Source organism: Streptomyces roseochromogenus subsp. oscitans DS 12.976, assembly GCF_000497445.1.
In the GTDB taxonomy this organism is placed as follows: Bacteria; Actinomycetota; Actinomycetes; order Streptomycetales; family Streptomycetaceae; genus Streptomyces; species Streptomyces oscitans.
On record NZ_CM002285.1, the window covers coordinates 9530525 to 9553161 of the forward strand.

The window sequence follows — 22637 nt, forward strand, 5'->3', positions numbered from 1 at the left end:
AGGAGCCGGCCGACTGCCGTAGCTGGTCCCCACGCCGCCACGGGAACCGGCGCGCGAGGTGAGCAGTCCTCGGACATTCCCCCTGCCTGCCCGGCCGCGATCCGGGGGCCGGGCAGGCACCCATGATTCAACCCCTGACGGCAGCCCGAGCATCGCCTGATCGTGTGCCTGGATCCCTCCGGAGCTCAAAGTGAAATCCGACATGCAACACCCCGCCACCGAGCGTTCCGACGCAGCCCGAAACCGGGCCCGTCTGCTGGAAGCAGCCACTCGATTGGTCGCGGAACGAGGAGCCGAGCACGTGACCATGCAGGCGGTCGCGGAGGAAGCCGGGGTCGGGAAGGCCACGCTCTTCAGACGGTTCGGCGACCGCAACGGCTTGCTCCTCGTCCTGCTGGGCGAAGCCGAGACACGGTTCCGGACTGCCTACACCGCAGGCCCACCTCCCCTGGGACCTGGAGCACCCGCCGCAGCCAGGCTGACTGCCTTCGGCAATGCGCTGATCGACCGCACAGCAGCAGACTCCGACCTCGGCATCGCCCTTGGTCGCCAGCTACCCCTCGAAATTCGCTGCACATCCGACACGGGGAAGGACTTCCACCGTCATGTCTCGTCACTTCTACGGGAGTCAGGCGCGGACGGGGACTGCGACATGCTCGCTTACGCACTGCTCGGCTTTATGAGCGTCGAAGTGTTGGACTTCCTGCGGCAGGAAGGTGCGGTACCTGCAGCCCGCCTGCAGGCTACCTGGGAAGACCTCGTCCAACGCCTGGCGCGGCCGTAGCGAGCCACCCGCTGGCGTTCGCGTGAACGTACACGTGGCGTAAGCCGACCTCAACACCCAGGGACGCCCCGCTCATCGCCGTTCGTGCAGGTCGTGTACCTCGTCCTCAGCGAGCTCGCGCCACCCGTCCATGGCCCTCATGATGCCGACCCGGCCGCGGCCGGATCACGCGGCCTCGGGCTCGCTTGAGGTTCCGTGACAGCAGCGCGGGCAGGCTGGGCGCGACGTGGCTTCGTTCAGACCTGGGTGGGGCCGGGTTCTCGATCTGTGCCTTCGGCGGTGTGCAGGTGGGCGGTGAGGTCTTCGCGGGTGGGGGGTGGGGGGAGTGGCCGGGCGCCGTCCGGGCGCAGTCCGTCGAGGAAGATGCGCACGTGGCGGGTGGCGAGGGTGGTGGCCTGTTCGGCGGGGAGGTGGGGCAGGGGGCGGCACGCGAGTGCGCCGGTGGTGATCAGGTCCACCGCTGTCACGTCGGGACGGACCGCGTCCTGGGCGCGGGCGACGGCCAGGATGTCTTCCAGGGTGGCTGCGGTCCGGCGTTGCAGTTCGAGGGCTTGGGTGTCGTCGATGACGGGGCCGCCGATCAGGGGCAGGACGAGCATGTCCCGTTCGTCGACCAGGCGCAGCAGCATCTTCTCGATGGCGGCCAGTGGGTCCTGGGGTGCGGTCTCCAGCGCGTCGTGGGCGGTCTGGACTACCAGGGTGAAGCCGTCGAGGACGACCTGCCGGATGAGGGCGTCGCGGTCGGGGAAGCGCCGGTAGAGCGTGGCGATGTTGACTCCTGCGCGGCGGGCGATCTCGTCGAGCGGGGCGGCGGTGCCCAGTTCCCGGAAGGCGCTGCGCGCAGCGGCCAGGACCTGGGCGCGGTTGCGTGCGGCGTCTGCCCGCAATCGCGGTGTGCCGCCGTCTGGGGATGCGTTGCGGGTCACCGTGGGCTCTTCCTGCGTTGTCTGTACTGGTGGACGCATCGAGGTTACGTCAGTGGCGGGCTTCACAGACAGATTAAGTGAAGTATTTCCTGCGGTTAGTGTTACGGTGAAGACACCGGCCTGGGGGCGCCGCGGGAGGACGCCTTTGAACATGCGGGTGTCCGTGCCCGTGCGGGTCGGCCTTCGCCCGGGCGCCGCAGGTGTCGTCCGCGGCGCTCCCCCCTGCGTATCGCGAGAGAAGAAAGTGGTGGCATCCGTGCAGATTGCGCGTTTCGAAGGCAAGGCGGCAGTGGTCACCGGTGGCAGCCGGGGTATCGGCGCGGCCGTCGCAAGGCGACTGGCCGCCGAGGGAGCCTCGGTGGCGATCGGCTACCGGGGCAACCAGGAGGCGGCGGACGCCCTCGTCGCCGAGCTCACAAGCAACGGCGGACGGGCGATCGCCGTACAGGCCGATGTCGCCGACCCGCACCAGACGGGCGCGCTGATGGAGCGGGCGGTGGACGAGTTCGGCCGACTGGACGTGCTCGCCTCCTGCGCCGGCATCGAGCACTTCGACGCCCTGGAGAAGATCACCCCGGCCGACTTCGACCGCGTCTTCGCCGTCAACACCCGCGGGCAGCTGTTCGCCGCCCAGTACGCCGCCGCCCACATGCCAGAAGGCGGCCGGATCGTTCTGACGTCCTCCGTCAGCGCTTCGCGAGCGATCTTCGGCCATACCCTGTACGCCGCGAGCAAGGCAGCGGTGGAGTCGATGGTGCTGAACCTGTCCGCCGAACTCGGGCAGAAGAAGATCACCATCAACGCGATCGCCCCCGGCGGCACCGCCACCGACATGGCCGCAGAACATGGAACCAGCTATCAGCACCCCGAGCAGATCGGCAAGCTCTCCATGACCGACTGGCTCAACACCCAGGTCGCCCTCAAGCGGCTCGCGGAGCCGTCCGAGGTGGCCGCCGGGTACGCCTTCCTCGCCTCCGACGACGCGGCCTACATGACCGGGCGCACCCTCCAGCTCGATGGCGGGCTCTTCTAGCCCGCCCCAGGGCATCGAATCCGCCGGCACCGCTCGTCCTTCCGCAGCCCCATGGGGGATGCAGCCCGCCAAGGGCCGCCACGCGGAGGAGGGGCAGCGACAACCGTACGACCGCCTCGCCCCGATCGCCTGGCGGTAGCAGGTGGGTGGGCGGTCACGACCTCGGAGAGAACACGCCGTCGGCCCGCCCGGCTTCCGCCTGCACACCGAGCGCGCGGACCACGGCGGGCCCTGACCGAGATCCCCCGCGCACACCGCGGATACGCAGAAAGCCCCTCCCTCTATGCAGCACAGCACCGAACTCCCTCCCGCCCCGCCGCCCGACCCCGCACTCCACGCCCCCGGCAGGCGCCGGGCGGCCGGTCACCCCGCGCACTCCCGGCACGCGCTGGCCGATACCGAGCCCGGCATCCCCGCCCCCGTGCTCGCGGCCGCTGCCGCAGCCCGCAAGGCGATGCTCGTGCCGGTCGTCACCGCACTGGCGATCGGCACCATATTCGTCGCCGTCTACCTCGCGGCGTTCCATGCCCCCTCGGCACATCACCAGCCGCTGGGTATCGCCGCATCCGACCAGATGGCCGCCCGTACCGAACTCGCCCTCAACACCGCAGACCCCAGCGCCTACACCTTCTACCGCTACCCGGACGCGGAGGCCGCGCGCCAGGCCATCGCCCATGACAAGATCCCTGCCGCGCTCGTCGCGGACGGCCACCATCTGCGTCTGCTGGCGGCCGGTGCGCAGGGCCCCTCCACCGTCTCCAGCCTGGCCGCCGCGGTGAACCAGGCGGTCGGTCATCCCGTTCCCATCAAGGACGTGCGGCCGCTGGTGGCCGGAGACGCTCGCGGGCTGTCTCCCTTCTATGCCGCGTTCGGAGTGGTACTCGCCGGGTTCCTCTTCGCGGTGTCCTCCTACCAGATCGCCCCACGCCTGCGGCTGGCCGCCCGGGTCGCGTCGATGATGGTCTTCTCCGCCGCCTCCGGCGCGGCGGTGGCACTCATCGCACACACCGCCATGAACGCGCTACCGGCGTCCTTCTTCACAGTCGCCGTCGTGGTGGGACTGCTGGCGTGGGCGACCGCCGCCGCGACCGGGGTGATGCTGCGGCTGTTCGGACCGATCGGCATGCCGGTGGCCTCCGTGGTGCTGCTGACCTTCGGCAACGCCACCTCCGGCGGCATCCTGCCCGCCACCTTCCTGCCGACGTGGCTCTCCCCGCTGGCCCAGATCCTGGCTCCGGCGGCCGCGATCCACGCTCTGCGTGGGGCCGCCTACTTCCACAACGCCCACCTCGCGGCCGCTCTGCTCACCATGAGCGCCTGGGTCGTCGGCTGCCTGGCGCTGCAGTACGTTCTGGACTGGGTCGCCGCACGCCGCGCTGCGGCTCCGGCCTCGCTCCACACCGCCGCGGCCGCCCGCTGAAGGCCCTACAAGATCACCTGATTCTTGCCGGGCCGGGGGGTGAGGCGGGACGCCATCCCTTCCCCGGGGGCTGGCCCTGCCGGACGTCCCGGCGTCGCAGCCCCGCCTTCGTCCTTCGGGTGGAGGCCGTGAACGGATTCGTCTGTCCCTCTCGCTGCGCCGTCCCGGGCAGCCAGGGGAGGGCTCCGTACGTGACCGATCGTGGTAGTCCCTTTGGTCCGTAAGGAAACTCGCTGCGGCACTGACCTGCGGCAACTGCGGGCGATGCCCCGCCACGAGCAGATCACCCAGCACTTCCGCATTCAAGGATGGTCCGGCATCGCCAAATGGGGCGGTGTCTCGATGCGCACCATCATTGACCTGGTCAAGCCCCAACCCGGGGCGAAGTGGGTCGTCTTCTACTCCCTCGGGCGACGGCCCGGACAAGGGCCAGCTGCAGGTAGCGTTTGCGGCATGACCGCAGGCGCTTGAGCAGCGTCACGAAGGAGACGGCGCCCTGCGGTGCCGTTGCCCCACGCGCCAGACAGGTCCAACTGCGCGTGCCGGTCGACCACGTCGCCGATCGCCCCGTTCAACCGGGCGGTCGTCACGTGCCTCCGCGCGGCGACGGACAGCTCGTGGCCGCTGATCCCGGGGACGTCCCGCGCGGCCTCCGCGTACCCGAGGCTGGTTAAGACCGAGCACCCGCACCCGCGCCTCACCAAGCGTGACGCCGAAAGACGTCACCAAGCCGCCGATTGCGCATCAACCGTCGACAGCCCCGCGCCGCCACCCTGCGTACGTCAGCACCACAGCAGGTCGAAGGTCCGTCGTTGCTAACGGATCCGCGGACCCTAGATCGGCGAAGGTGCCGGAGTTCCTGACCTGGTGCGAGCGCGCCCGCATTCCGGTGGTCAGCCTATGGGCTCTGTCCACGGACAACCTGCGCCGCAGTCCCCAGGAAGTCGCGGCGCTCCTCGACATCATCGTAGACCGCCTGTAGCACATGGCAGCGCGGCACCCCTGGAGGCTGCGCCCCATCGGCCAGCTCTCCTGCCTACAGCCGTGGCGGATCAGCTCCGCAAGATCGAGGAGGCCACTGCCGCTGCGCCCGGACTGCTCGCCAACATCGCCATCGCCTACGACGGGCGCGCGGACATCGTCGCCGCCGTGCATAAACTCCTCGCCCTTGGTCTACCCGCGCACTGCGGCATCGACGACGTAGAGCGGCTCCTTGCCGACCGGCTGTCGACGGCGGGGCTGCCCGACCCGGACCTGCTCATCAGGACATCCGGCGAGTTACGCACCTCCGGCTTCCTGCTCTGGCAAGGAGCGCAGGCCGAGCTGTACTTCACTGCGACTCCCTGGCCCGAGATCCAGGAACACGACCTGCTCAAGGCGCTGGCCGCCTACCGCTCCCGCCACCGCCGGTTCGGCAGGTAGCAGGATTCCCCGTGCTCACCGGTCCCCCACCAGCTCATGGACTGGACCGCAGATGCACCATCCACCGGGAGGAGAAATCGGAGTTGACTGGGTTCGACGACTATCTGGAAATGCAGGCGGACAGTGAGGCAGGAGAGTCTCTCCGCAAGGAGGAGTATGGGCGGATGGTGGAGACCTACTACTCCTTCGCCACCGACTTCTTCCAGTTGATGTGAGGAAAGTCCTTCCACTTCGCGCCCCGCCGCCGGGGGGAGTCATTCAGGGCGTCCCTTACGCGCTACCAGTGCTGGCTGGCCTCCCGAATCGGTCTGGGCCCGGGCATGAAGGTCGCGGACTTCGGGTGCGGCGTGGGCGGACCGATGCGAGGCATTTCCCGCTTCTCCGATGCATCCATCACAGGAATCACGATCAGCCCTGAACAGGTGGCCCAGGGCACCCGGCTGAACCGCAAGGCCGGCATGGACCGTCACTGCCGGATCATCTGGGGCCACTACCTCCAACCTCCATTCCACGACGGCGAGTTCGACGCAGCATACGAGGTGGAAGCCATCATCCACTCCCCGGACCACAGGGCCGTCTACGAACACGTCCACCGCGTTCTGCGCCCCGGAGGCGTGTTCGGCGGCTACGCCTGGTGCATGACCAACCGGTACGACCCCGGGAACCCGGAACACCGGCGCATGAAGCGGGGCATCGAGCGGGGCACCGCCCTCTCCGACATCCCCACCACCAGGTTCGTCGACAAGGCCCTGCAGGAGGTGGGCCTCGAACTGCTTGAGACCCAGGACCGCATCGAGCTGTGCGACCCGGAGACTCCCTGGTACCTGCCGTTGACCGGCCGTGACCGCGACCCCCGGTACCTGCTGTTCTCCAAGCCCGGCCGCTTCGCCCTGGACAGACTGACCGCGGCCGGGGAGCGGGCCCGGCTCCTGCCGACGAGCACCACGAAGATCACCGAGGTCGTCATGGGGGCGGTTGACGCCCTGGCCGAGAGCGGAAGGGCCGGCATCTTCACCCCCTCCTACTTTTACCTCTGCCGCAAGCCGACCCGGTGACGTGGGAGGAACTCGACAATGGGCTCGGGTCTACAGGCACCCGAACTTCCCTATCCCAACGGCTGGTTCGCTCTGGCCTACAGCAGTGAACTTCCGCGGCGGAAAGTGCTGCGTCGGCGCCTCATGGGCGAGGACGTCGTGCTCTACCGCACCACGAGGGGAACACCGCGGGCGGTCGGCGCCCACTGCCCGCACCTGGGTGCCCACCTCGGTCACGGGGGCCGGTCGAGGGGGAGGATATCGTCTGCCCCTTCCACGCCTTTGCCTTCGGCCCGGACGGCAGGTGCGTACGGTCCGGCTATGGCAAGCGAACCCCCAGGATGTCACTGAAGACCCTTGAGGCCCGCGAGGTAAACGGTGCGGTCATGGTGTGGTGGGACAAGGAGGGGCGAGCCGCAACGTGGGAAGTGCCGGAGCTGCGCATCGCTGGCTTTCCCCGGCCGATCGAGCACACACGTACGTTGACGGCCTATCCGCAGGACGTCAACGAGAACGCCTTCGACGTGGGTCACTTCCCGACCCTGCACGGCTACCAGGAAGCACGGGTGGACGCCGTCGAATTCGACGGGCCCCGGTCGCGCTCATGCCTCGTGACCAGGCGCCGCTTCCCACTGGCGGGGGCCCTACGGTTCGTCATATACGCCCAGGGCTACGGAGTCGGACTCACCCGCGCCTTGGCAGACATCCCACAGATCCGCAGCCAGGCCGACTCCTACATCTTCTCCACCCCCACCGGCCCGCGCGCCATGGAATTCCGGGTGTCCGCCAGCCTGAAATGCCCCATCTCGATGCGCCAGGCCTCCGGCGGCCGAGCGACGGCCGCCCTCGCCTTCTCCTGGCTCCTCACCCACCTGCTGGGCCCCACCGTGCGCCACGATCTTGTCAACGACTATCCGATCTGGAACCACAAGGTCTACCTGCCCCAGCCTCGTCTGGCCGAGGGGGACGGCCCCATCAGCCGCTATCGGCAATGGGCCCAACAGTTCTACGCCTGAAATCGCACCAGAAATACAAAGCAACCCGTCGGTCAGCACCCGAATCCAGCCAACAAGCCCCGGCGGGTCTGTACGGTCAACGGCTCTGCACACTGTCGTGCCGAGAGTTCGCACACTCCCGCTTCGACCGCACGATCGAATTTTTATGTAAAAGCCTGTTCAGCGCGCTGACACCCCTCCCTGGCCGGGACGCGGAAGGACGCTTTCGTACTGGCTCGCTGGCCGCTATCCCGCAGCTGCTGGACCGCCGCCGGACGACCCTGAATACCGAAGCCGAACCGGCGGTTGAAGTGCCATCAGCACAAAAACATAAGCTGCACATAGTGTCGGTGGATGCGAGACTGGCGCGGAGCATGAGCGCCGGGGAACTGACGCTGGGGCACTGCTGACGCGGCTGGTGGAGCGGGAGCGGGAGATCGCTGCGCAGGCCGAAGCAGCCCGGGAGAAGATCGCGGAGCTGACCGCACTGCTGGACGGATTCGACACCGCCGCCTAGGAGATCCGCATCACTCGCAAGACGCTGCTGGAGCTGCCCGATTCGCCACCACCCGTGCCGCCGCCGCGAAACTGCCGGACCATCCGGCCTACCAGCAGATCATGGCCGTATTCGCCGCGGCCGATGCCCCGCTGCGAGCGCGGGCGGTGTGCGAGGCGATGGACCTGGAGATAGCTCTCAGCGACGTCAACAACGTCCGCCTGAAGATCAAGCGGCTCGCTGAGCGGGGGATCCTGGCCGAGACCGAGCAGGGGCTGTTCACCCTGCCACGGCCGTAGCCCTCCGGCGGGCCGCAACCAGCCTGCTCAGCCAACCGAAAGGCCAACCCGGGCATCACCTTAAGCGCCGCCCTCTGGGGGCGTTCGGTCGCGCCGATGAGCGGACACGTCGTCCTGCCGGCTCGCCGAGAAAACCCGTTGCGAGTGACCCGCATCGGATGTCTGATTGGTCGGCCACCGATCAGGGGAGGGAACATGAGGACGTCGCTGCCCACCCCCTCGTTGCGTACCGCTTGCCTTCGACTGCGTGCCTTCGAAGACGCGGATGCGAACGACCTTTTCGCACTGCACAGCAGCGCCTACGTGCTGCGCTACTGGGACGCCCCACCGTGGAGCGAACGCGTGCGCGCCGAGAACTTCATCACGGCTTGCCGGCAGATGGCACAGGAGGGCAGCGGGGCGCGGCTGGCCGTAGATCGTGTCTCCGACGGGGCGTTCATAGGCTGGTGCAGCCTGAACAGGTGGAATCCGGACTACCGCAGCGCGTCGCTTGGCTACTGCTTTGACGATGCAGTGTGGGGCCACGGCTACGCGACCGAGGCCGTGCGCGCTTTGCTGCGGTGGGCATTCGACACGCTGGACCTCAATCGCGTCCAAGCTGAGACCGATACGCGCAACGTGGCATCTGCCCGCGTGCTCGAGAAGCTCGGCTTCGCGCGTGAAGGGACGTTGCGGGAAGACTGCGTCGTCAACGGCGAGGTCTCTGACTCGTGGGTCTACGGGCTGATCAGGCGGGAGTGGCGGCCGTCGTCCGAGTCGGTTCCCGCCCACTGAGTTCCGTCGCTCGGCACCCGGTATCGGCTAACCGTAAGCAACTGATCACTGCGCCTCATCCACTTCCCTGGACACAACCCCGTCGCCGAGGAGGCGTGGCCGGAGGCGGGCAGGTGGTCAGGGGTGTTCCACCTGTCAGCCCCGGCCATGGCCGGGATGACCCGTCCGGCCACACCGAGGATCTCGGCGTCGACGCCCGGAGCTGCTTCAGCCCATTGCGTTCTCAAGCTGTGTCAGCTCCCCTGGGCTCAGCTTGAGTTCAGCGGCCTGGGCCGAGTCGGTGATTGAGGTCGGGCGGCTGGCTCCCGGCACTGGGATCACCGTGGGGGAGCGGCTCAGCAGCCAGGCCAGGGCGATCTGCTGCGGGCTGACGCCACGCTCGGCCGCGATGCGGTGGAAAGCGGTGCCGGTAGGGGTCGGGCAGGAGGGGCCGTCGAGAGAACTGGGGGAGATGCCGCCGAGGGGACTCCAGGGCAGGAACGCCAGGCCCAGCTGTGCGCTCAGCTGCAGCTCGGGTTCGCTGTCCCGGATGGCGGGCGAGTACTGGTTCTGTACCGAGACGAGTCTGTCGCCGAGAATCTGATGCGCCAGGCGGATCTGGCTGATGGTCACGTTCGAAATGCCGGCAGCACGGATCGTGCCGGCGTCGAGCAGGTCGCGCAGGGCGCCGACGGACTCCGCCCAGGGCACTGCCGGGTCCGGCTTGTGCAGCTGGTACAGGCCGATGGCTTCGCCCCCCAGTCGCCTGGCGGAGGCTTCGGCGGCGCGCTTGAGATGTTCCGGGGTGGCGGTCACGGTCCAGCTGCCGTCTCCGGGCCGTCCGCGGCCGCCCTTGGTCGCGATCAGGACCTCGGTGGTGTCGCCGCCGTAGCTTGCCAGGGCACGGGCGATCAGGAGTTCGTTGTGGCCCACCTCGTCAGCGTGCCAGTGGTAGCTGTCGGCGGTGTCGATGAGCGTGACGCCGGCGTCGAGGGCGGCGTGGACGGTGGCGATGGCCCGCGTCTCGTCCGGGCGGTCCTCGATGGACAGCGGCATGGCGCCCAGGCCGATGGCGCTGACGGTGGTGTCGGCGATGGTGCGGTACTGCATGGCGGTTCGTATTCCTCAGACGGTGGGGGCGGCGGATGCGGTGAGGGCTTCGGCGACGGCGCCGGGCAGCCAGTCGGCAGTACGGGAGAAGGCGAAGCCCAGCTGTTTTGCACGGGTGTTGCTCATGGCGTAGTGGCGGTCGAAGGAGAACGGTGAGGCGGTCTCGCCTGCCGCGACGGTGCGGTAGACGGGCTCGCGGCCAGTCTGCTCGGTGACGATCGCGGCCAGGTCGCGCACGTCGAGCAGGCCGTCGGAGCAGGCGTTGACCGGACCGGTGAATCCGGTGCGGGTGGCCGCCCACAGCAGCAGGTCCGCCAGCTCCTCGTGGTGGATGAACACCGTCGATAGTGGCTTGGCGTGCACGGCGATCTCGTCGCCCTGCGCGATGCGCTTGGTGTAGTACGCGAGGCGGCCGGTGAATTCCTGCCTGCCGCCGCCGAGCACGTGCGCGCTGCGCACAGAGGCGAACGCGAAGCTGCCGTCCCGGGTGAGGACGGCCTCCGCCTGGCGCTTGCCCTCGGCGTAGTGGTCCTCCAGGTATGCCTCGTCGTGCCAGGGCAGGTCCATGGCCACCAGCCAGGTGGCCGGGTCCACGATCTCCTCCGGCACCGGGGTGCCCGTCGGCGTGGTCGGCAGCGCGGCGGTCGCCGGGTCGTAAACCTCGATCGTGGAGGTCATGACGTAGCGCCGGGTGCGGCCGGCGAAGGCGCGGGCCGCGATCACGGCCTGTACGGGGGTGTAGCAGACTTGATCGACCACCACGTCGAAGGTACGAGAGCCGAGCGCGGCGACGAGAGCGGCCTCGTCGTCGCGGTCGACCAGAAGGTGCTCGATACCGGTGGTCGGCCGAGAGGAGCCACGGTTGATCACGGTGATCTGGTGACCGGCCGCCTGCAGGCGCTCGACCAGGAGCTTTCCGAAGTAGCGGCTTCCGCCGATGACGCAGACTCTTTGCATGCCCCCACCTTGGCCACCTAATGTCATCAGCAGAAGTGGCGGCTTGCTGGAAGCGTGTTAAGGAAAACTGTTGATCGACGTGCAGCGGCTCCGAGTCCTACGGGCGGTGGCGGACCATGGCAGCTTCAGCAAGGCGGCCGCGGCTCTCCACCTCACCCCCTCCGCCGTCTCCCAGCACGTAGCGGTGTTGGAACGCAGCCTCGGTGCCCAGGTCGTGGCTCGCAGCACGCGCGGGGTCACTCTCACTCAGGCCGGCCAGATCATGGTCGGGGCCGCCGAGTCCGTCGCAGCCGAACTCGAACAGGCGAAGCAGCGGGTCGAGCAGCTCAGTACGGGCCGCGTACAGCTCACCGTCGCCACTTTCACCAGCGGCGGTCGGCACCTGCTGCCCAGGGCTCTCCCTCGGCTCATGGCAATCCATCCCCGCACCCAGCTCCACGTCAGGGAGGGCGAGCCCGAGGACACCTTGCCCCTTGTCCGTCAAGGCGCTGTCGACCTCGCTCTCGCCTACCACTTCGACGGCCCGCTGCCCGTTGGGCCGGGCCCGAGCGCCAGCCTGCAGTGGACCTCACTCCTGGAAGATCCCCTGCACGTCGTCATGCCCGAGGAGCACCGGCTCGCCGACCGCGAGTTGCTCGACATCGCCGAGTTGGCAGCCGAGCCCTGGGTGGTCGGCTGCCTCAAGACCGAGGCATACCTGCGCCGCTACGCCGAGCGCGCCGGCTTCGAACCGGAAGTTCGCGCCACTACCACCGACTACTTCTTCGCCCGTTCCCTTGTCGCCGCGGGAATGGGGATCTCCCTGATCCCTTCCATCGCGCTCGTTCCGACAGTGCCGGGCCTACGGGCCGTCCCGATCGAGCCGCCGACTCCGACCCGGCACATCGGCGTTGCCACGATCGGACGCCGTCACGACCGCTCACACGTCACGACGTTCATCGAGGCCCTCCGCGAGCAGGCGACGTATCAATCAGAAATCCCCGAACAACGACTGCCAGCGGCAGCTCAGCCACCGGCAGTCCTGCGTGACTGACCGGACGTCCCTCTCTGGCCAGCCCAGTAACATTCAGACGTAGCTGCCGGCGCCCCCGCAAAGCTGATCACAGCCTGAACCCGCGGCCATCGGTACATAGCGAAACGGTCGGCATCGTGATCACGATGCCGACCGTTTCGTCGGTGCTGCCAGGACACTTTCGTCGGTGACCCCGAGTCTGATTCGGGAGACCGATGTGCTTCGGCCCCCTGTGAGCTGTGCAGTGCGGGGGGTCGAAGGGGGGACGTCCTCGCTCCGCCTCAGGTCACTGGATTCCGGTGGCTCTGGTCACCATGCGTTGATGGCCGGCACGTCGGGTTCGTGCTGCCGCCAGGACTCATTGAGGCGTGCGAGCCGGTCCGCGGCGGCAACGCCGCGCAGGGACGCGACCTTGCCGTCGCTGACTTCGAACGCCACGGCGCCCACGACCCGGTCGTCGACCACGGCGAGGACGGCCGGGGAGCCGTTGACCAGCGCGATGTGGAACGCGGGGGAGCCGCCGGCCAGCCGCCGCTTCGCCGGCGTGGGCTTGAAGCCCGCCAGCATGTAGGAGGCGATGCGCTCGCGCGTGTTGTACCGCAGCAGCCGCCTGGCCAGTCCGTAGCCGTCCGAGACCGCGGTCGCGTCGGCGGTGAGCATCGCCACCAGCCGTTCGGTGCGGCCCGACACGGCGGCGACGAGGAACTCCTCGACGATCCGGCGCGCGGACGCGGGGTCCACCTCGTCGCCGCTGCGGCGCTCGGCGGCGATCCGGCGTCGGGCCCGGTGGACATGCTGCTGGCTCGCAGACTCGGTGATGTCGAGGATCCTGGCGATCTCGGCGTGGGTGTAGGAGAAGGCCTCGCGCAGGACGTAAGCGGCCCGCTCGATGGGCGAGAGGCGCTCCATGAGGGTCAGGACGGCCAAGGACACCGATTCGCGCTGCTCGAAGGTATCGGCCGGACCGAGCATCGGGTCACCCTCAAGCAGTGGCTCGGGCAGCCAGGCACCGGCCGCTCGCTCGTGGCGCGCCTGCGCCGAGCGGATCCGGTCGAGGCAGAGATTGGTGACGACCTTGGTCAGCCACGCTTCCGGCACCTCGACACGTTCCCGGTCCGCCGCCTGCCAGCGCAGGAACGCGTCCTGCACGGCGTCCTCGGCGTCGGCGGCCGAGCCGAGCAGACGGTACGCGAGCGAGGCCAGCCGGCCCCGGCTGGCCTCGAAGCGATCGATGGCTGCTCTGTCCACGCGGAGCAGCCTATGCGGCGACCCTCACACTGGTGCGGTCAGGCGCGGTGGCCAGGCGGCGCTTGCGCTTGGGCATGCCGAGGGTCGGGTGGGCGATGCTCCACCCAGCCCCTTTGAGGATGCCCGACTTGAGCCACGCGGCGGTGCGGCCGCCCAGGTACCAGGACTTCGACCGGACGTCCCCGTCCACCATCTGGAAGATCGCGTCCCGCCGCCCGAGGCTGATGTGATTGCCGTGGTACTTCAGCCCGGTGGTCGGGACCTCGCTGCCCGTCAGCCGTGCGATGATCGCGGCGGTCGCCTGCATGTTGGTGTAGCCGGCCGAGGCGCAGGACATCGGCAGCGGCCGGCCGTTCTCGCCGATCGCGTAGGCGCAGTCACCGGCGGCGTAGACGTCCGGGTGCGAGACCGAGCGCGTGGTGCGGTCGACGACGATCTGGCCGGTCTCGGCGACCTCCAGGCCGCTGGCGGCCGCGATGGGGTGCACGACGAACCCGGCCGACCACACGGTCACGTCGGCCGGGATGGACGTACCGTCAGCGGCGATCGCCCGTGTCGGCTCGACGGCTTCGATGCCGGTGTGCTCGTGGACGGTGATGCCGAGTCGGTCGAAGGCCTGGCGCAGGTGACGGCGGGCCTTCGGGGAGAGCCAGGCGCCCAGCTCGCCGCGGGCGGCGAGTACGACCGAGAGGTCAGGCCGGGACTCGGCGAACTCGGTGGCGGTCTCGATGCCGGTCAGCCCCTCACCGACGACCAGCACGGTGCCACCCTCGCGCAGGTTGGCCAGGCGCTCGCGCAGACGCAGCGCCGAGGACAGGCCGGTCACATCGAAGGCGTACTCGGCCACGCCGGGGACGTCATGGTGAGCTACGGAGCTGCCGAGCGCGTAGAGGAGCGTGTCATACACGAGCTCGCCGTCGCCGTCCTCGCCGGTCACGGCGACGGTCCTGCGCTCGGGGTCGACGCCGGTGACGCGCGCCAGGCGCAGCCGCACCCCGGTGCCCGCGAATACGTCGGCGAGCTTGCGGAACGCGAGGTCCTGGCCGATCGCGAGCTGGTGGAGCCGCATCCGCTCAACGAAGTCGGGCACGGCATTGACGACGGTGATCTCAGTGTCGGCGCGGGAGAGCCGGCGGGCCAGGTTTCCGGCGGCGAAGGCCCCGGCGTATCCAGCGCCGAGTACCACGATGCGGTGCTTCATGGCGTTGCTCCTGTCTCGTTCACGTGCCCCTTGAACGAGACGGCGCCCCGATTACTGACAGAGGCCGGGTGTGACGTGGGTCACCGAACTCAGACGAGTGGCTGAGCCTCCGACAGGCGCTTGGGCCTGTCTTGGGCAGTCGAAACGGGGCGATGGCCAACTACGGATCGAGATGGCCAACTATCAGTCGCGTCACAGAACTCGAACAGCCGCTGACCGCGGTGCCTCCCGAAGTGGTGAACATCTGCTGTCCGTTCTGGCTCTGGCCCACTTCGTGTGGCGCGGTCGCTGTGCGTGACGGCGGCAATATGATCTCCATGTCGGTCGTGAGGAAGTGGGCTCGAAGCTACGGTGCAGTGATGAGCAATGACTCCCTCCTCGGCCGCGCCGTCCGTCTCGTCCCACTGTCCGTCGACCACGCCGAAGCGCTCTTTCCCTCTGCGTCGGATCCCGAGGTCTGGCAGTGGATGCCCCGACCTCGGCCCGGCTCTCTGGAAGAGATGCAGGCGATGATCAGCCAGATGCTGACGGGCCGAGCCCGGCGGTGCTTCGCGGTCCAGCGTCTGACGGACGAGGCGGTGATCGGTTCGACCAGTCTGTATGAGCTCGACCTGGCTGAGGGCCGAGCGGAGATTGGTGCGACCTGGTTCGATCGTTCTTGCTGGGGCGGCCCTTATAACGCCGAGTCGAAGCTGCTGCTTTTCGGGTACGCCTTTGACGATCTGGGCCTTGCCCGAATTGCCTTGCGCACCGACAACCTCAACGTGCGGTCCCAGCAGGCCCTGACACGGTTGGGTCTCGCCTATGAAGGGACGCTGCGCAGCCACATGGTGCGCCAGGACGGCACGCGCCGTGATTCGCTGTACTACAGCGTGCTCGCGGACGAGTGGCCCTCTTTGCGTGACAAGCTGCTCACTCGGGTTACGGCCAAAGCCACTGTCTGATCGTGCGCTGCCGTCACGGAGCGAGGAGGACCCGTTTCCGCAGGAGAGCAAAGCCGGCGCGGCCGAACATTTGGCGCTTGAGCATCTTGATCCGGTTGACGTGGCCTTCGACGACGCCGGAGTTCCAGGGCAGTGTGAGGCCGGCGGTGACAGCGTCGAGGTCGCGTTCGAGGTGCTGCGCGAAGTGCCGGAGGCTGGGCAGGTTGGTAGTGGAGGTGGCGGCTTCGATCCAGGTCGGCAGCTGGTCGCCTCGGAGGTGGGCGACCATGTGGCCGAAGGAGCGCACGTGCTCGGAGAGTGCCGCCAGTTCGGAGCATTTGGCTAGGACGGCTTTGAGCTGGAGCCGGTCGGCTTCGGGCAGGGCATCGGGGTGGGTGAGCAGCCAGCGCGTGACGGCGCGGGCCGACGGCGGGCGGGGGCCGACCGGTTGGGGCTTGCCGCGAAGATTCCTGCTGACGTAGTCGCGGACGCCGGCGTAGCCGCGGGGATAGCCCTGTTCCTTGATCTCCCCCCATAGTTTCCAGGCGTTGGTGCAGCCTTCCTGCCAGCGCTGATCGAGGTAGGGCTTGTAGGCGTCGAGGCTGGTCGCACGGTTTTGCCACTGACTGGTGAACATCTCCTCCGGGGTGGTGGCGCGGGAGAAGCGCAGGATCGTGTTGAGGGTCATCCCGAGTTGCCGGACGACGGACCGCTTGCTGTGACCGGCGGCGACGAGAGCGTGGATGGTGGCGTGCTTGGCGCGGGTGCGCTCGGCGAACCGGTGCCCTGTCGGCCAGGGCGATGACGCGGTCGGCTCCGGCTCCTTCTGGGGTTCCTCCGGCTGCTCCGGCGTGGGCCGTAAGCAGCCGCGGTGCCGGTAGACGCACTTCTCGGCGGCTTCGCCCAGGTTGTGCCAGAGAGTACTGGTGGGCCGTCGGCGAGATGCCTGCTGAGCAGGCCCTTTTCCCACGGCCCCCAGCCCGAACGACGCGTGCGACTTTCACCGCACGTCGCTCTCCGGTGACTACTCCGTGAGTGCTGGCACAGGTCTTGCGCCGTGGATGTCCGCATGACAACTTCCGCAGACCACGAGGGTTTTGCGGTGTCGTGCGGCCATGAGATCTGCCCACGGCGGCCGGTTCCCGGATCATCCGAGGTCGGCGAGCTTGGCGACGTGGTGGACTTCCACCTCGTCAACGCGTCCGCATGCCTCGCACCGTCCGGCCAGGAGCCGGGTAACCAGCTCCTTGCGTTTGGTGTTGACCGGGGCCAGCCGACGGTCGGTGATGACCGTCTTCTTGTTCTGTCGCAGCGGGATCCCGCCGAACCGTCCGACCAGTGGTTTCCTGCCGGTGCGTTCGACGCGGGCCTCGAAGCATTTGCGCGGCCCGTGCGGTGTGTCGATGGTGGCCGCGTACTTGCGGGCCATCTTCGACACCGACGAGCGGTGCTTGTTGGCAAGCGTCATGAGCATCGAGGTCTCCATGACCCATTGCAGCCGGGCGAGTCGGAAGACGTCGCCGGCCATCAGGTAGTATTGGACGACGCCGCGGTACTCCGACCCGTAGGTGCTGATGATGACGTGGTCGTCCTGGTTCAGCAGCTCGGGCCGACGCGCGGGTTTCCCGCGCTCCTTGTACTGGGCCTGCTTGGCGGATACCACCGAACGAGGGACACGCAGACCGATAGTCCCATTGACAGAGCGTCGTCTGCCGGAAACCTTGCGGTCGTTGTGAAGCACGGTGATGTCGTAGCCGAGAAACCTCGCCGCCCTGGTCCGGGCGTGCGTGATGAGGGTCTTCTCCGGCGACAGTCCCAGCTTGAGATCATCCCGAAGGAACCGTGCCAGGCGCTCTTTGATTTCTTCGGCTTCCGCCTTTGGTCCGGCAAACCCGAGGAGGGTGTCATCGGCGTAGCGCGCATACCTCAGCCGCCGGTAGCCGGGATCCTGAGTATCCATGCTGGGCATGCTGTGGAGTTGCTTGCGCAGTTCCCGCACTTTGGTGTGGTCGCCGCGCTTGCGGGCGCTTGCCATTGCCGCCCACACCCGGTGAAAGGCGCGGTTCGGCTTCCTGACTTTCCCCCGGGTGTACTCCGGGATAAGAACCTTCTCGATGTACTCGTCCATCTTGTGCAGGTAGATGTTGGACAAGATCGGTGAAAAAACTCCGCCTTGCGGACTTCCGCTGTGCGTGGCGTTCCAGACCCAGTCCTCCATGTATCCGGCCCTGAGCATGTTCCGCATCAGCCGTAGGAACCGGTTGTCGTGGATCTTTTCGCCCAGGATCCGCAGCATGACCTCATGGTCAAGCTGGTCGAAACACTGAGCGATGTCACCCTCGATGAACCAGACTGTCCCGGTCCAGGTGTTGACCACATCGCGCAAAGCGGTGTGGCAGCCCAGGCGAGGACGGAAACCGTGCGAGGAGTCGGAGAACGTCGGCTCGTAATACGCCTCAAGAAGCAGGCGAATCACCTCACCGACGAGCTTGTCACTCCAGGGCGGCAGGCCCAGCGGTCGCAGCTTCGTACTGCCCCGCCCCTTCGGGATGTAGACCCTGCGAGCCGGGCTCCACCGGTAACGCTCGTGGCGCAGCGCGTCGATGACGTGCTCGATCTTGCCCAGCGACATGCCGTCCACGGTCTCCCCGTTGACCCCGGGCGTCATCGCTCCCTTGTTGGAGTACAAACGTCCGTAAGCCAGCAGATACAACTGCGGATTGAAGAGCTGTCGATACAGTTCACTGCACGGCAGGCCGCGCCTGCCGCGTTCACGGAGGACACCCAGCACCGTTTCGGCGCTCTGCATTACGCATACCTCCCGGCTCTGTGGTGTCCGATCACCTGGCCCCCTTCGCCCGATGCAGACGGCTTTCCCGTCTTCCTTGGCCAGTCGTGACTCCGGCGACTACTACGGAGCCTCCGTCGCCTTAGGAAGATCTCCTCCCTTAGGCGATCCCATGTTCGTCCTTGTCGTACGTCCTAGCGTGATTTAGGTGCCTCATTCATCTCCTTGAATGCCCTCGCTGGGCATCGCTCCACACTCCGGAGGTTGCGTCGGCCACTGGCATCAAGCCGTCGCAGGATGCGGCGTCGGTGTTAGGCATCTTTCCGACGGACTTGACCTTCAGTCTTCTGGAGATTGAGGTTCAGACAATCCAGCTTTCACCGTGTCACGCGGGTCCCTCGACGCCCCGTCTCTAATGCCTGAGCCCGGCTGTCGATTTTCTGGCATGCTGCGGTCCCCGTCACCGTTTCCGGATTAGGTAAGCCATCAGACCCAAGAACCTCCCTCCAAATTCTTCCCGACTGAATCGGGGATACGACAAGGCGCCTCATGGCGCACTGCCACCGATCAGCGACCTGGAGAGCCTGCGGGGCTCCGCGGGTGGCGCCCTCGGCGAAGAAGGGAGCCCGGTCACGGCAGACGATCTCGATGCCGGGCCGCTCGGCGAGCCAGGCCGCGAGTGTGTCCGCCTCCCGGTCGGGAAGAAGGTCGACCGGGCGACGTGTCTCGACGTCGACGAGCACGGCTCCGTAGACACGGCCCTTGCGCTGGGCGTACTCGTCCACACCGACCACCCGGGGCGCGGTGGCGACGGGATCCGGAAGCGAGGCAATCAGCCTCAGCAGGGTGTTCCGGCTGACCGGAACCTTGAAGGCGTCCGTCATCCGGGCGCCGGCCCGGCCCGCGAGCGCGAGACCGACCGACACCAGCGTCGACCGCAGCCGCTCGGTCCGTCGCCCGAACCTGCGGGTAAGGCCGGGTACTTGCTCGGCGAAGGTCTTGCGCTCGCAGGATTCTTCCTCGCAGACGAAGCGCCGCACCCGCAACCACACAACGACGAACTTCCCCGAGTCGGCAGATCACGAGGGAACCGCAGGTAGGAGCCGTGTATCCGCCCCGACCAGCATCCACACCCCGGACAGGCCGCCCGTCCTGCAGTCGTACGGGCCCCGACCCGGACGACCGCGTCGGTCACCTCGACCGACTCCACCAACACGCCCTCGACCGAGGAGAACAGCAGCTCGTCCAGCTCCGGCAACACTTCGTTCACGGCGCAGGACTGTCGACCACACCACCATCCAGCCGGGCGATTTTCGGGCGAACGCAACCGCCATCGCACGAAGATCAACAGTCACACTGCGTACGCGACCACAAGAAGTGGACCAGAGCCCGTTCTCGTGAACAAAGCCAATCACGGGAGCTCGCTGGCTGGGCTCATGAACACGACCTGGAACATGAATACCGACAAGCTTCCTGCCGACTGACGGGGCCCCTGGTCGGAGTTGACCCGCGAAAGCGCCACTGCGCACCGCGAGGGGACCGGGGCCCAGCCACCTCGGATCCCCCGGACGCGGACTCAGCTCATCCCCGCGATCGGCACCGGCGTCGGCTTCTCCGGTATGGGGGATGCTGATCGCGCCGGGATGAGCTGCCACGCACGTCGAGCCGATCGCGGGCGGGTCCTGTTCCCGGCCTTGCGGCCAGGATCGCGTTGAGCCGGGCGGCCGTGTCCGGGAAGGGCACCCCGTCGTATGGCACGTCCCGTCCCGTTGGCGTGGGGAGCGAGGCGTGCAGTGGGCTTGTGACCGTCACATCGGACCGGAGCACGAACTGGGTAGCCCGAGGCCCGCGGCGGAGATCTCGCAGGCGCGTTGAGAAGAAGGCTGTTCATGGAGGCGACGCGGTGCGCGCCGTCGATCAGGAAGAGGCTCACCCTCAGGGCCGGCATACGGGCTCGATCCACGATGGGGTCGTTGCGTCCTGTACCTCGGCCGGAGGATTGATCAGGCGGGCCGGTGGCTGTTCGATATGGGCCAGGCACGACTCCAGGTACCGGCGGAACCCACCCTTCGCGCGGCGGGGACCGGGGGAGTCGGGTGAGGTCTGACGCTGCCTGAAGCCTCGGGGCGAATCGGTCGGCTGGGCGGCACGATTTCCGGGTGATACAGGGCGTGGTCGCGCGAGGCGGGCTCGGTAGGCGGCCTGGCGGCCGTGGAGCAGAATTCGCGGGCGCGGCCGGTCTTCGCCAGCTCGAACCGCTTGCCGCACGTCTCCCTCGCGCAGCGGTGCAAAGCCGGTACCTGGGAACGGACTTCCCACAACAGAGCAGAAAAGCGGGGACCACCGCGCGAGCGCAGATCTTCAAGTAGCGCCAGGCCGTCTGGGGACTCCTTAATCCGCTGGAGGATCTCCGCCACGGCGCCTTCCACAACGGAGGCCGTCAGGCCGTGCATCCGGGCGATCTGGTCGGCGTGAAGTCCATGGACAAACGCCGAGAGCAGCCGAGTTCGCCGGGCTTGAGGAGTGCGCGCAGCGCGCCGTCCAGCAGGGGCTCGCCGACGTGCCGGGACACCGGGTCCCGGTCGGGCCCGTAGACTTTGCGCCGCTTCACCGGGTCTCCTCCGCCGTCTCGCTTCCTGCCATCGCTCCGTCAGCCGGCGTCGCCGCGCAGGGTTCAGCGACCACTGCGTTCGGCGCTGGGACCGACAAGGGTTTGGCCGTCCCGACGTGACTACCAACGGAGAGCGCCTGCCGGATGCCACGGACTAGGGCCGCCACTAGATGATCAATTCCAAGAGGTCAGTGGTCGTCTGCGGTGAGCGAGCGCATGACGGGGTGGCGCTTTGGTTGCTGCGCAGGGCTGTGCCGGGCGGATCGGTTACGGCTTGAGGAGTTCGGCCAGCATGGCACTGGTCGCTTGGTCAGCCGGAAGGAATGCCTCGAGTCGTAGTTCGGCGATGGTGACGTCGATAGCGGTGCCGAAATGGGTGAGCGTGGTGATGAGCGTTAGTTCCCTGCCGTCGGCCGGACCATGTGCCCGGAGGCGCAGCGGTACGGCGAAGCCGAGGTGGTGCGGTGACTCGCGCGGACGTGGTGGTGCCAGGTCGGTGAGTTCGGAGGCCAGGCGTTGGAGTTGGTCGTCTGGGTTGCGCACGCTCTCGGCCTGGATGCGGTCGATGATGTGCCACGCCCACTCGTCGAGGTTGACGATGCGTGGCGCAAGGCCCTGCGGATGCAGCAACACCCGGGGAACGCTCACCGGCGGTACGAGCAGATGCGGAGCCACACCGGCGGTGAGCGCGTGGAAGGCGGCGTTGGCCGAGACGAGGTCACCGTGCCGGTCGACGACCACCGCCGGGTACGGCAGGTGTCCGTGCAGGATCTGTTCGAGGGCGGTGCGAATCGGTTCGAGCTGGGGGTCGTCCAGGCGGGTCTGCGGGTAGACCGGTGCGAATCCGGCCTGAAGGAGGAGTTCATTGCGTTCGCGGATCGGCACCTCCAGGGATTCGGCGAGCCGGATGATCATTGATCGGCCGGGGGTCGACCGTCCGCTCTCGATGAAGCTGAGGTGCCGCTGCGTGGTTCCGGCGCGCATGGCCAGTTCCAGTTGACTGACGCGCCGCCGAGTGCGCCACTCACGCAACGCTCCGGCGAGCCCGCCCCTGGTCGATTCGCTGATCACCTCTCTTGTGTAACCCGATCGGCTGCCGATCCGCGATTCCCTGCGAGGAATTGCCGCGTGACGGCCGGCGCAGCACGGTTGTTGCCGCACGCCGACCATTCGCAACCGAGGGGAACAGCCATGGCTGACATTGACATCCACAACCTCACCGACCGCTACGTTGCCGTGTGGAACGAACCCGATGCGGAGCGACGTCGCGCCGCGATTCGCGGGCTGTGGTCCGTCGATGCGGTCCATGTGCTGCAGCCTCCCCAGGAGATCCTGCAGACCGCTGAAGGGCTGGGCTTTGACCGTCTCGTTTTGGAGGCGCGCGGGCACCACGCGTTGGAGTTCCGGGTGACGCGCGCCTACGAGGAGTTCGTCGCGCCGGGCACCTTCGTCTTCCGGTCGCGCGGCAACACCGACCGGCTCCACGATGTCGTCAAGTTCAACTGGGAGATGGCGCCCCGGGACGGTGGTGAGGTCGCCGGCGGCGGGCTGGAGATCCTCATGCTCGGCCCGGACGGCCGCATCGTCAGCGACTACCAGTTCATCGAGGGATGACGGCAATGATG

At 67.9% G+C, this 22637-nt stretch carries 24 protein-coding genes and 2 pseudogenes; 15 read left to right on the forward strand and 11 right to left on the reverse strand.

The window, feature by feature from the left end; genetic code table 11:
* The first annotated feature begins 202 nt into the window (after nt 1-202).
* Nucleotides 203-784 carry a TetR/AcrR family transcriptional regulator gene (locus M878_RS90825; protein WP_031227342.1) on the forward strand — a complete coding sequence of 194 codons (582 nt, stop codon included), beginning with the start codon at nt 203-205 and terminating at the stop codon, nt 782-784.
* 236 nt (nt 785-1020) lie between these two features.
* Here the strand turns inward: M878_RS90825 and M878_RS90830 are convergent, their stop codons facing one another.
* Nucleotides 1021-1710: a TetR/AcrR family transcriptional regulator gene (locus M878_RS90830; protein ID WP_023553838.1), complete on the reverse strand. Its 690-nt coding sequence runs from the start codon at nt 1708-1710 to the stop codon at nt 1021-1023.
* A gap of 256 nt (nt 1711-1966) precedes the next feature.
* Between M878_RS90830 and M878_RS90835 the strand changes: the two genes are divergently transcribed.
* From M878_RS90835 to M878_RS95745, 3 genes are all read left to right on the forward strand, one after another.
* Complete coding sequence (locus M878_RS90835) at nt 1967-2743, forward strand: SDR family NAD(P)-dependent oxidoreductase (RefSeq protein ID WP_209445609.1); 777 nt, start codon at nt 1967-1969, stop codon at nt 2741-2743.
* A 283-nt stretch (nt 2744-3026) separates the two neighbouring features.
* Complete coding sequence (locus tag M878_RS90840; protein WP_023553842.1) at nt 3027-4163, forward strand: hypothetical protein; 1137 nt, start codon at nt 3027-3029, stop codon at nt 4161-4163.
* Between the two features lie 201 nt (nt 4164-4364).
* The gene (locus tag M878_RS95745) at nt 4365-4634 is read left to right on the forward strand and encodes a molybdopterin-dependent oxidoreductase (protein WP_280923678.1); all 270 of its coding nucleotides are present in this window, start codon (nt 4365-4367) and stop codon (nt 4632-4634) included.
* Here M878_RS95745 and M878_RS000000102095 read toward each other — a convergent pair.
* Entirely contained in the window at nt 4562-4864 is a 303-nt protein-coding gene (locus M878_RS000000102095; RefSeq protein ID WP_425347942.1) for a Tn3 family transposase, read from the reverse strand. The genes M878_RS95745 and M878_RS000000102095 overlap by 73 nt on opposite strands.
* 146 nt (nt 4865-5010) lie before the next feature.
* Between M878_RS000000102095 and M878_RS000000101245 the strand changes: the two genes are divergently transcribed.
* From M878_RS000000101245 to M878_RS90860, 8 genes are all read left to right on the forward strand, one after another.
* Nucleotides 5011-5145 (forward strand): undecaprenyl diphosphate synthase family protein, encoded by a 135-nt coding sequence (locus tag M878_RS000000101245; RefSeq protein ID WP_023553844.1) that lies wholly within the window; start codon nt 5011-5013, stop codon nt 5143-5145.
* A gap of 50 nt (nt 5146-5195) precedes the next feature.
* Entirely contained in the window at nt 5196-5585 is a 390-nt protein-coding gene (locus M878_RS92765) for an undecaprenyl diphosphate synthase family protein (protein ID WP_280923701.1), read from the forward strand.
* 83 nt (nt 5586-5668) lie between these two features.
* The gene (locus M878_RS000000101250) at nt 5669-5800 is read left to right on the forward strand and encodes a hypothetical protein (protein ID WP_023553847.1); all 132 of its coding nucleotides are present in this window, start codon (nt 5669-5671) and stop codon (nt 5798-5800) included.
* Nucleotides 5801-5893: 93 nt separating this feature from the next.
* Nucleotides 5894-6640 (forward strand): methyltransferase domain-containing protein, encoded by a 747-nt coding sequence (locus M878_RS92770; RefSeq protein ID WP_280923702.1) that lies wholly within the window; start codon nt 5894-5896, stop codon nt 6638-6640.
* Between the two features lie 18 nt (nt 6641-6658).
* Nucleotides 6659-6970 carry a Rieske (2Fe-2S) protein gene (locus M878_RS000000102100; protein WP_078630554.1) on the forward strand — a complete coding sequence of 104 codons (312 nt, stop codon included), beginning with the start codon at nt 6659-6661 and terminating at the stop codon, nt 6968-6970.
* A complete protein-coding gene (locus M878_RS90850; RefSeq protein ID WP_158692897.1) occupies nt 6961-7635 on the forward strand; it encodes a hypothetical protein in 675 nt (224 codons plus the stop codon). The genes M878_RS000000102100 and M878_RS90850 overlap by 10 nt, the downstream gene beginning before the upstream one ends.
* Nucleotides 7636-8232: 597 nt before the next feature.
* Entirely contained in the window at nt 8233-8409 is a 177-nt protein-coding gene (locus M878_RS000000100865; protein WP_023553855.1) for a hypothetical protein, read from the forward strand.
* A gap of 195 nt (nt 8410-8604) precedes the next feature.
* Complete coding sequence (locus M878_RS90860) at nt 8605-9183, forward strand: GNAT family N-acetyltransferase (protein ID WP_023553857.1); 579 nt, start codon at nt 8605-8607, stop codon at nt 9181-9183.
* A 207-nt stretch (nt 9184-9390) separates the two neighbouring features.
* Here M878_RS90860 and M878_RS90865 read toward each other — a convergent pair whose 3' ends face one another.
* Both M878_RS90865 and M878_RS90870 read right to left on the reverse strand, forming a co-directional pair.
* Complete coding sequence (locus M878_RS90865) at nt 9391-10272, reverse strand: aldo/keto reductase (protein WP_023553859.1); 882 nt, start codon at nt 10270-10272, stop codon at nt 9391-9393.
* 15 nt (nt 10273-10287) lie between these two features.
* Nucleotides 10288-11229, reverse strand: a complete 942-nt coding sequence (locus M878_RS90870; RefSeq protein WP_023553861.1) for an NAD-dependent epimerase/dehydratase family protein — start codon at nt 11227-11229, stop codon at nt 10288-10290.
* A 70-nt stretch (nt 11230-11299) separates the two neighbouring features.
* On the opposite strand from M878_RS90870, the gene M878_RS90875 reads away from it, so the two are divergent.
* Nucleotides 11300-12262 (forward strand): LysR family transcriptional regulator, encoded by a 963-nt coding sequence (locus tag M878_RS90875; protein ID WP_023553863.1) that lies wholly within the window; start codon nt 11300-11302, stop codon nt 12260-12262.
* 288 nt (nt 12263-12550) lie between these two features.
* Here M878_RS90875 and M878_RS90880 read toward each other — a convergent pair whose 3' ends face one another.
* Together M878_RS90880 and M878_RS90885 are read right to left on the reverse strand one after the other, a co-directional pair.
* Nucleotides 12551-13489 (reverse strand): sigma-70 family RNA polymerase sigma factor, encoded by a 939-nt coding sequence (locus tag M878_RS90880; protein ID WP_023553864.1) that lies wholly within the window; start codon nt 13487-13489, stop codon nt 12551-12553.
* A gap of 10 nt (nt 13490-13499) precedes the next feature.
* Nucleotides 13500-14690: an NAD(P)/FAD-dependent oxidoreductase gene (locus tag M878_RS90885; protein WP_023553866.1), complete on the reverse strand. Its 1191-nt coding sequence runs from the start codon at nt 14688-14690 to the stop codon at nt 13500-13502.
* A gap of 359 nt (nt 14691-15049) precedes the next feature.
* On the opposite strand from M878_RS90885, the gene M878_RS90890 reads away from it, so the two are divergent.
* Nucleotides 15050-15634: a GNAT family N-acetyltransferase gene (locus M878_RS90890; protein ID WP_023553868.1), complete on the forward strand. Its 585-nt coding sequence runs from the start codon at nt 15050-15052 to the stop codon at nt 15632-15634.
* Nucleotides 15635-15647: 13 nt separating this feature from the next.
* Here the strand turns inward: M878_RS90890 and M878_RS90895 are convergent.
* The 5 genes and pseudogenes from M878_RS90895 to M878_RS90910 all read right to left on the reverse strand — a co-directional run.
* Nucleotides 15648-16532, reverse strand: a pseudogene (locus M878_RS90895) (ISL3 family transposase); the annotation flags it as partial.
* Nucleotides 16533-16637: 105 nt separating this feature from the next.
* Nucleotides 16638-18422: pseudogene (locus M878_RS90900) on the reverse strand (reverse transcriptase/maturase family protein).
* Nucleotides 18423-18778: 356 nt separating this feature from the next.
* The gene (locus M878_RS90905; protein WP_245238456.1) at nt 18779-19441 is read right to left on the reverse strand and encodes a transposase; all 663 of its coding nucleotides are present in this window, start codon (nt 19439-19441) and stop codon (nt 18779-18781) included.
* Between the two features lie 1400 nt (nt 19442-20841).
* Entirely contained in the window at nt 20842-21012 is a 171-nt protein-coding gene (locus M878_RS98085; protein ID WP_023553875.1) for a hypothetical protein, read from the reverse strand.
* A 267-nt stretch (nt 21013-21279) separates the two neighbouring features.
* A complete protein-coding gene (locus M878_RS90910) occupies nt 21280-22083 on the reverse strand; it encodes a helix-turn-helix domain-containing protein (protein WP_031227351.1) in 804 nt (267 codons plus the stop codon).
* Nucleotides 22084-22140: 57 nt separating this feature from the next.
* On the opposite strand from M878_RS90910, the gene M878_RS90915 reads away from it, so the two are divergent.
* Nucleotides 22141-22626, forward strand: coding sequence for a hypothetical protein (locus M878_RS90915; RefSeq protein WP_342452744.1), 486 nt, complete (start codon nt 22141-22143; stop codon nt 22624-22626).
* Nucleotides 22627-22637: the final 11 nt, after the last annotated feature.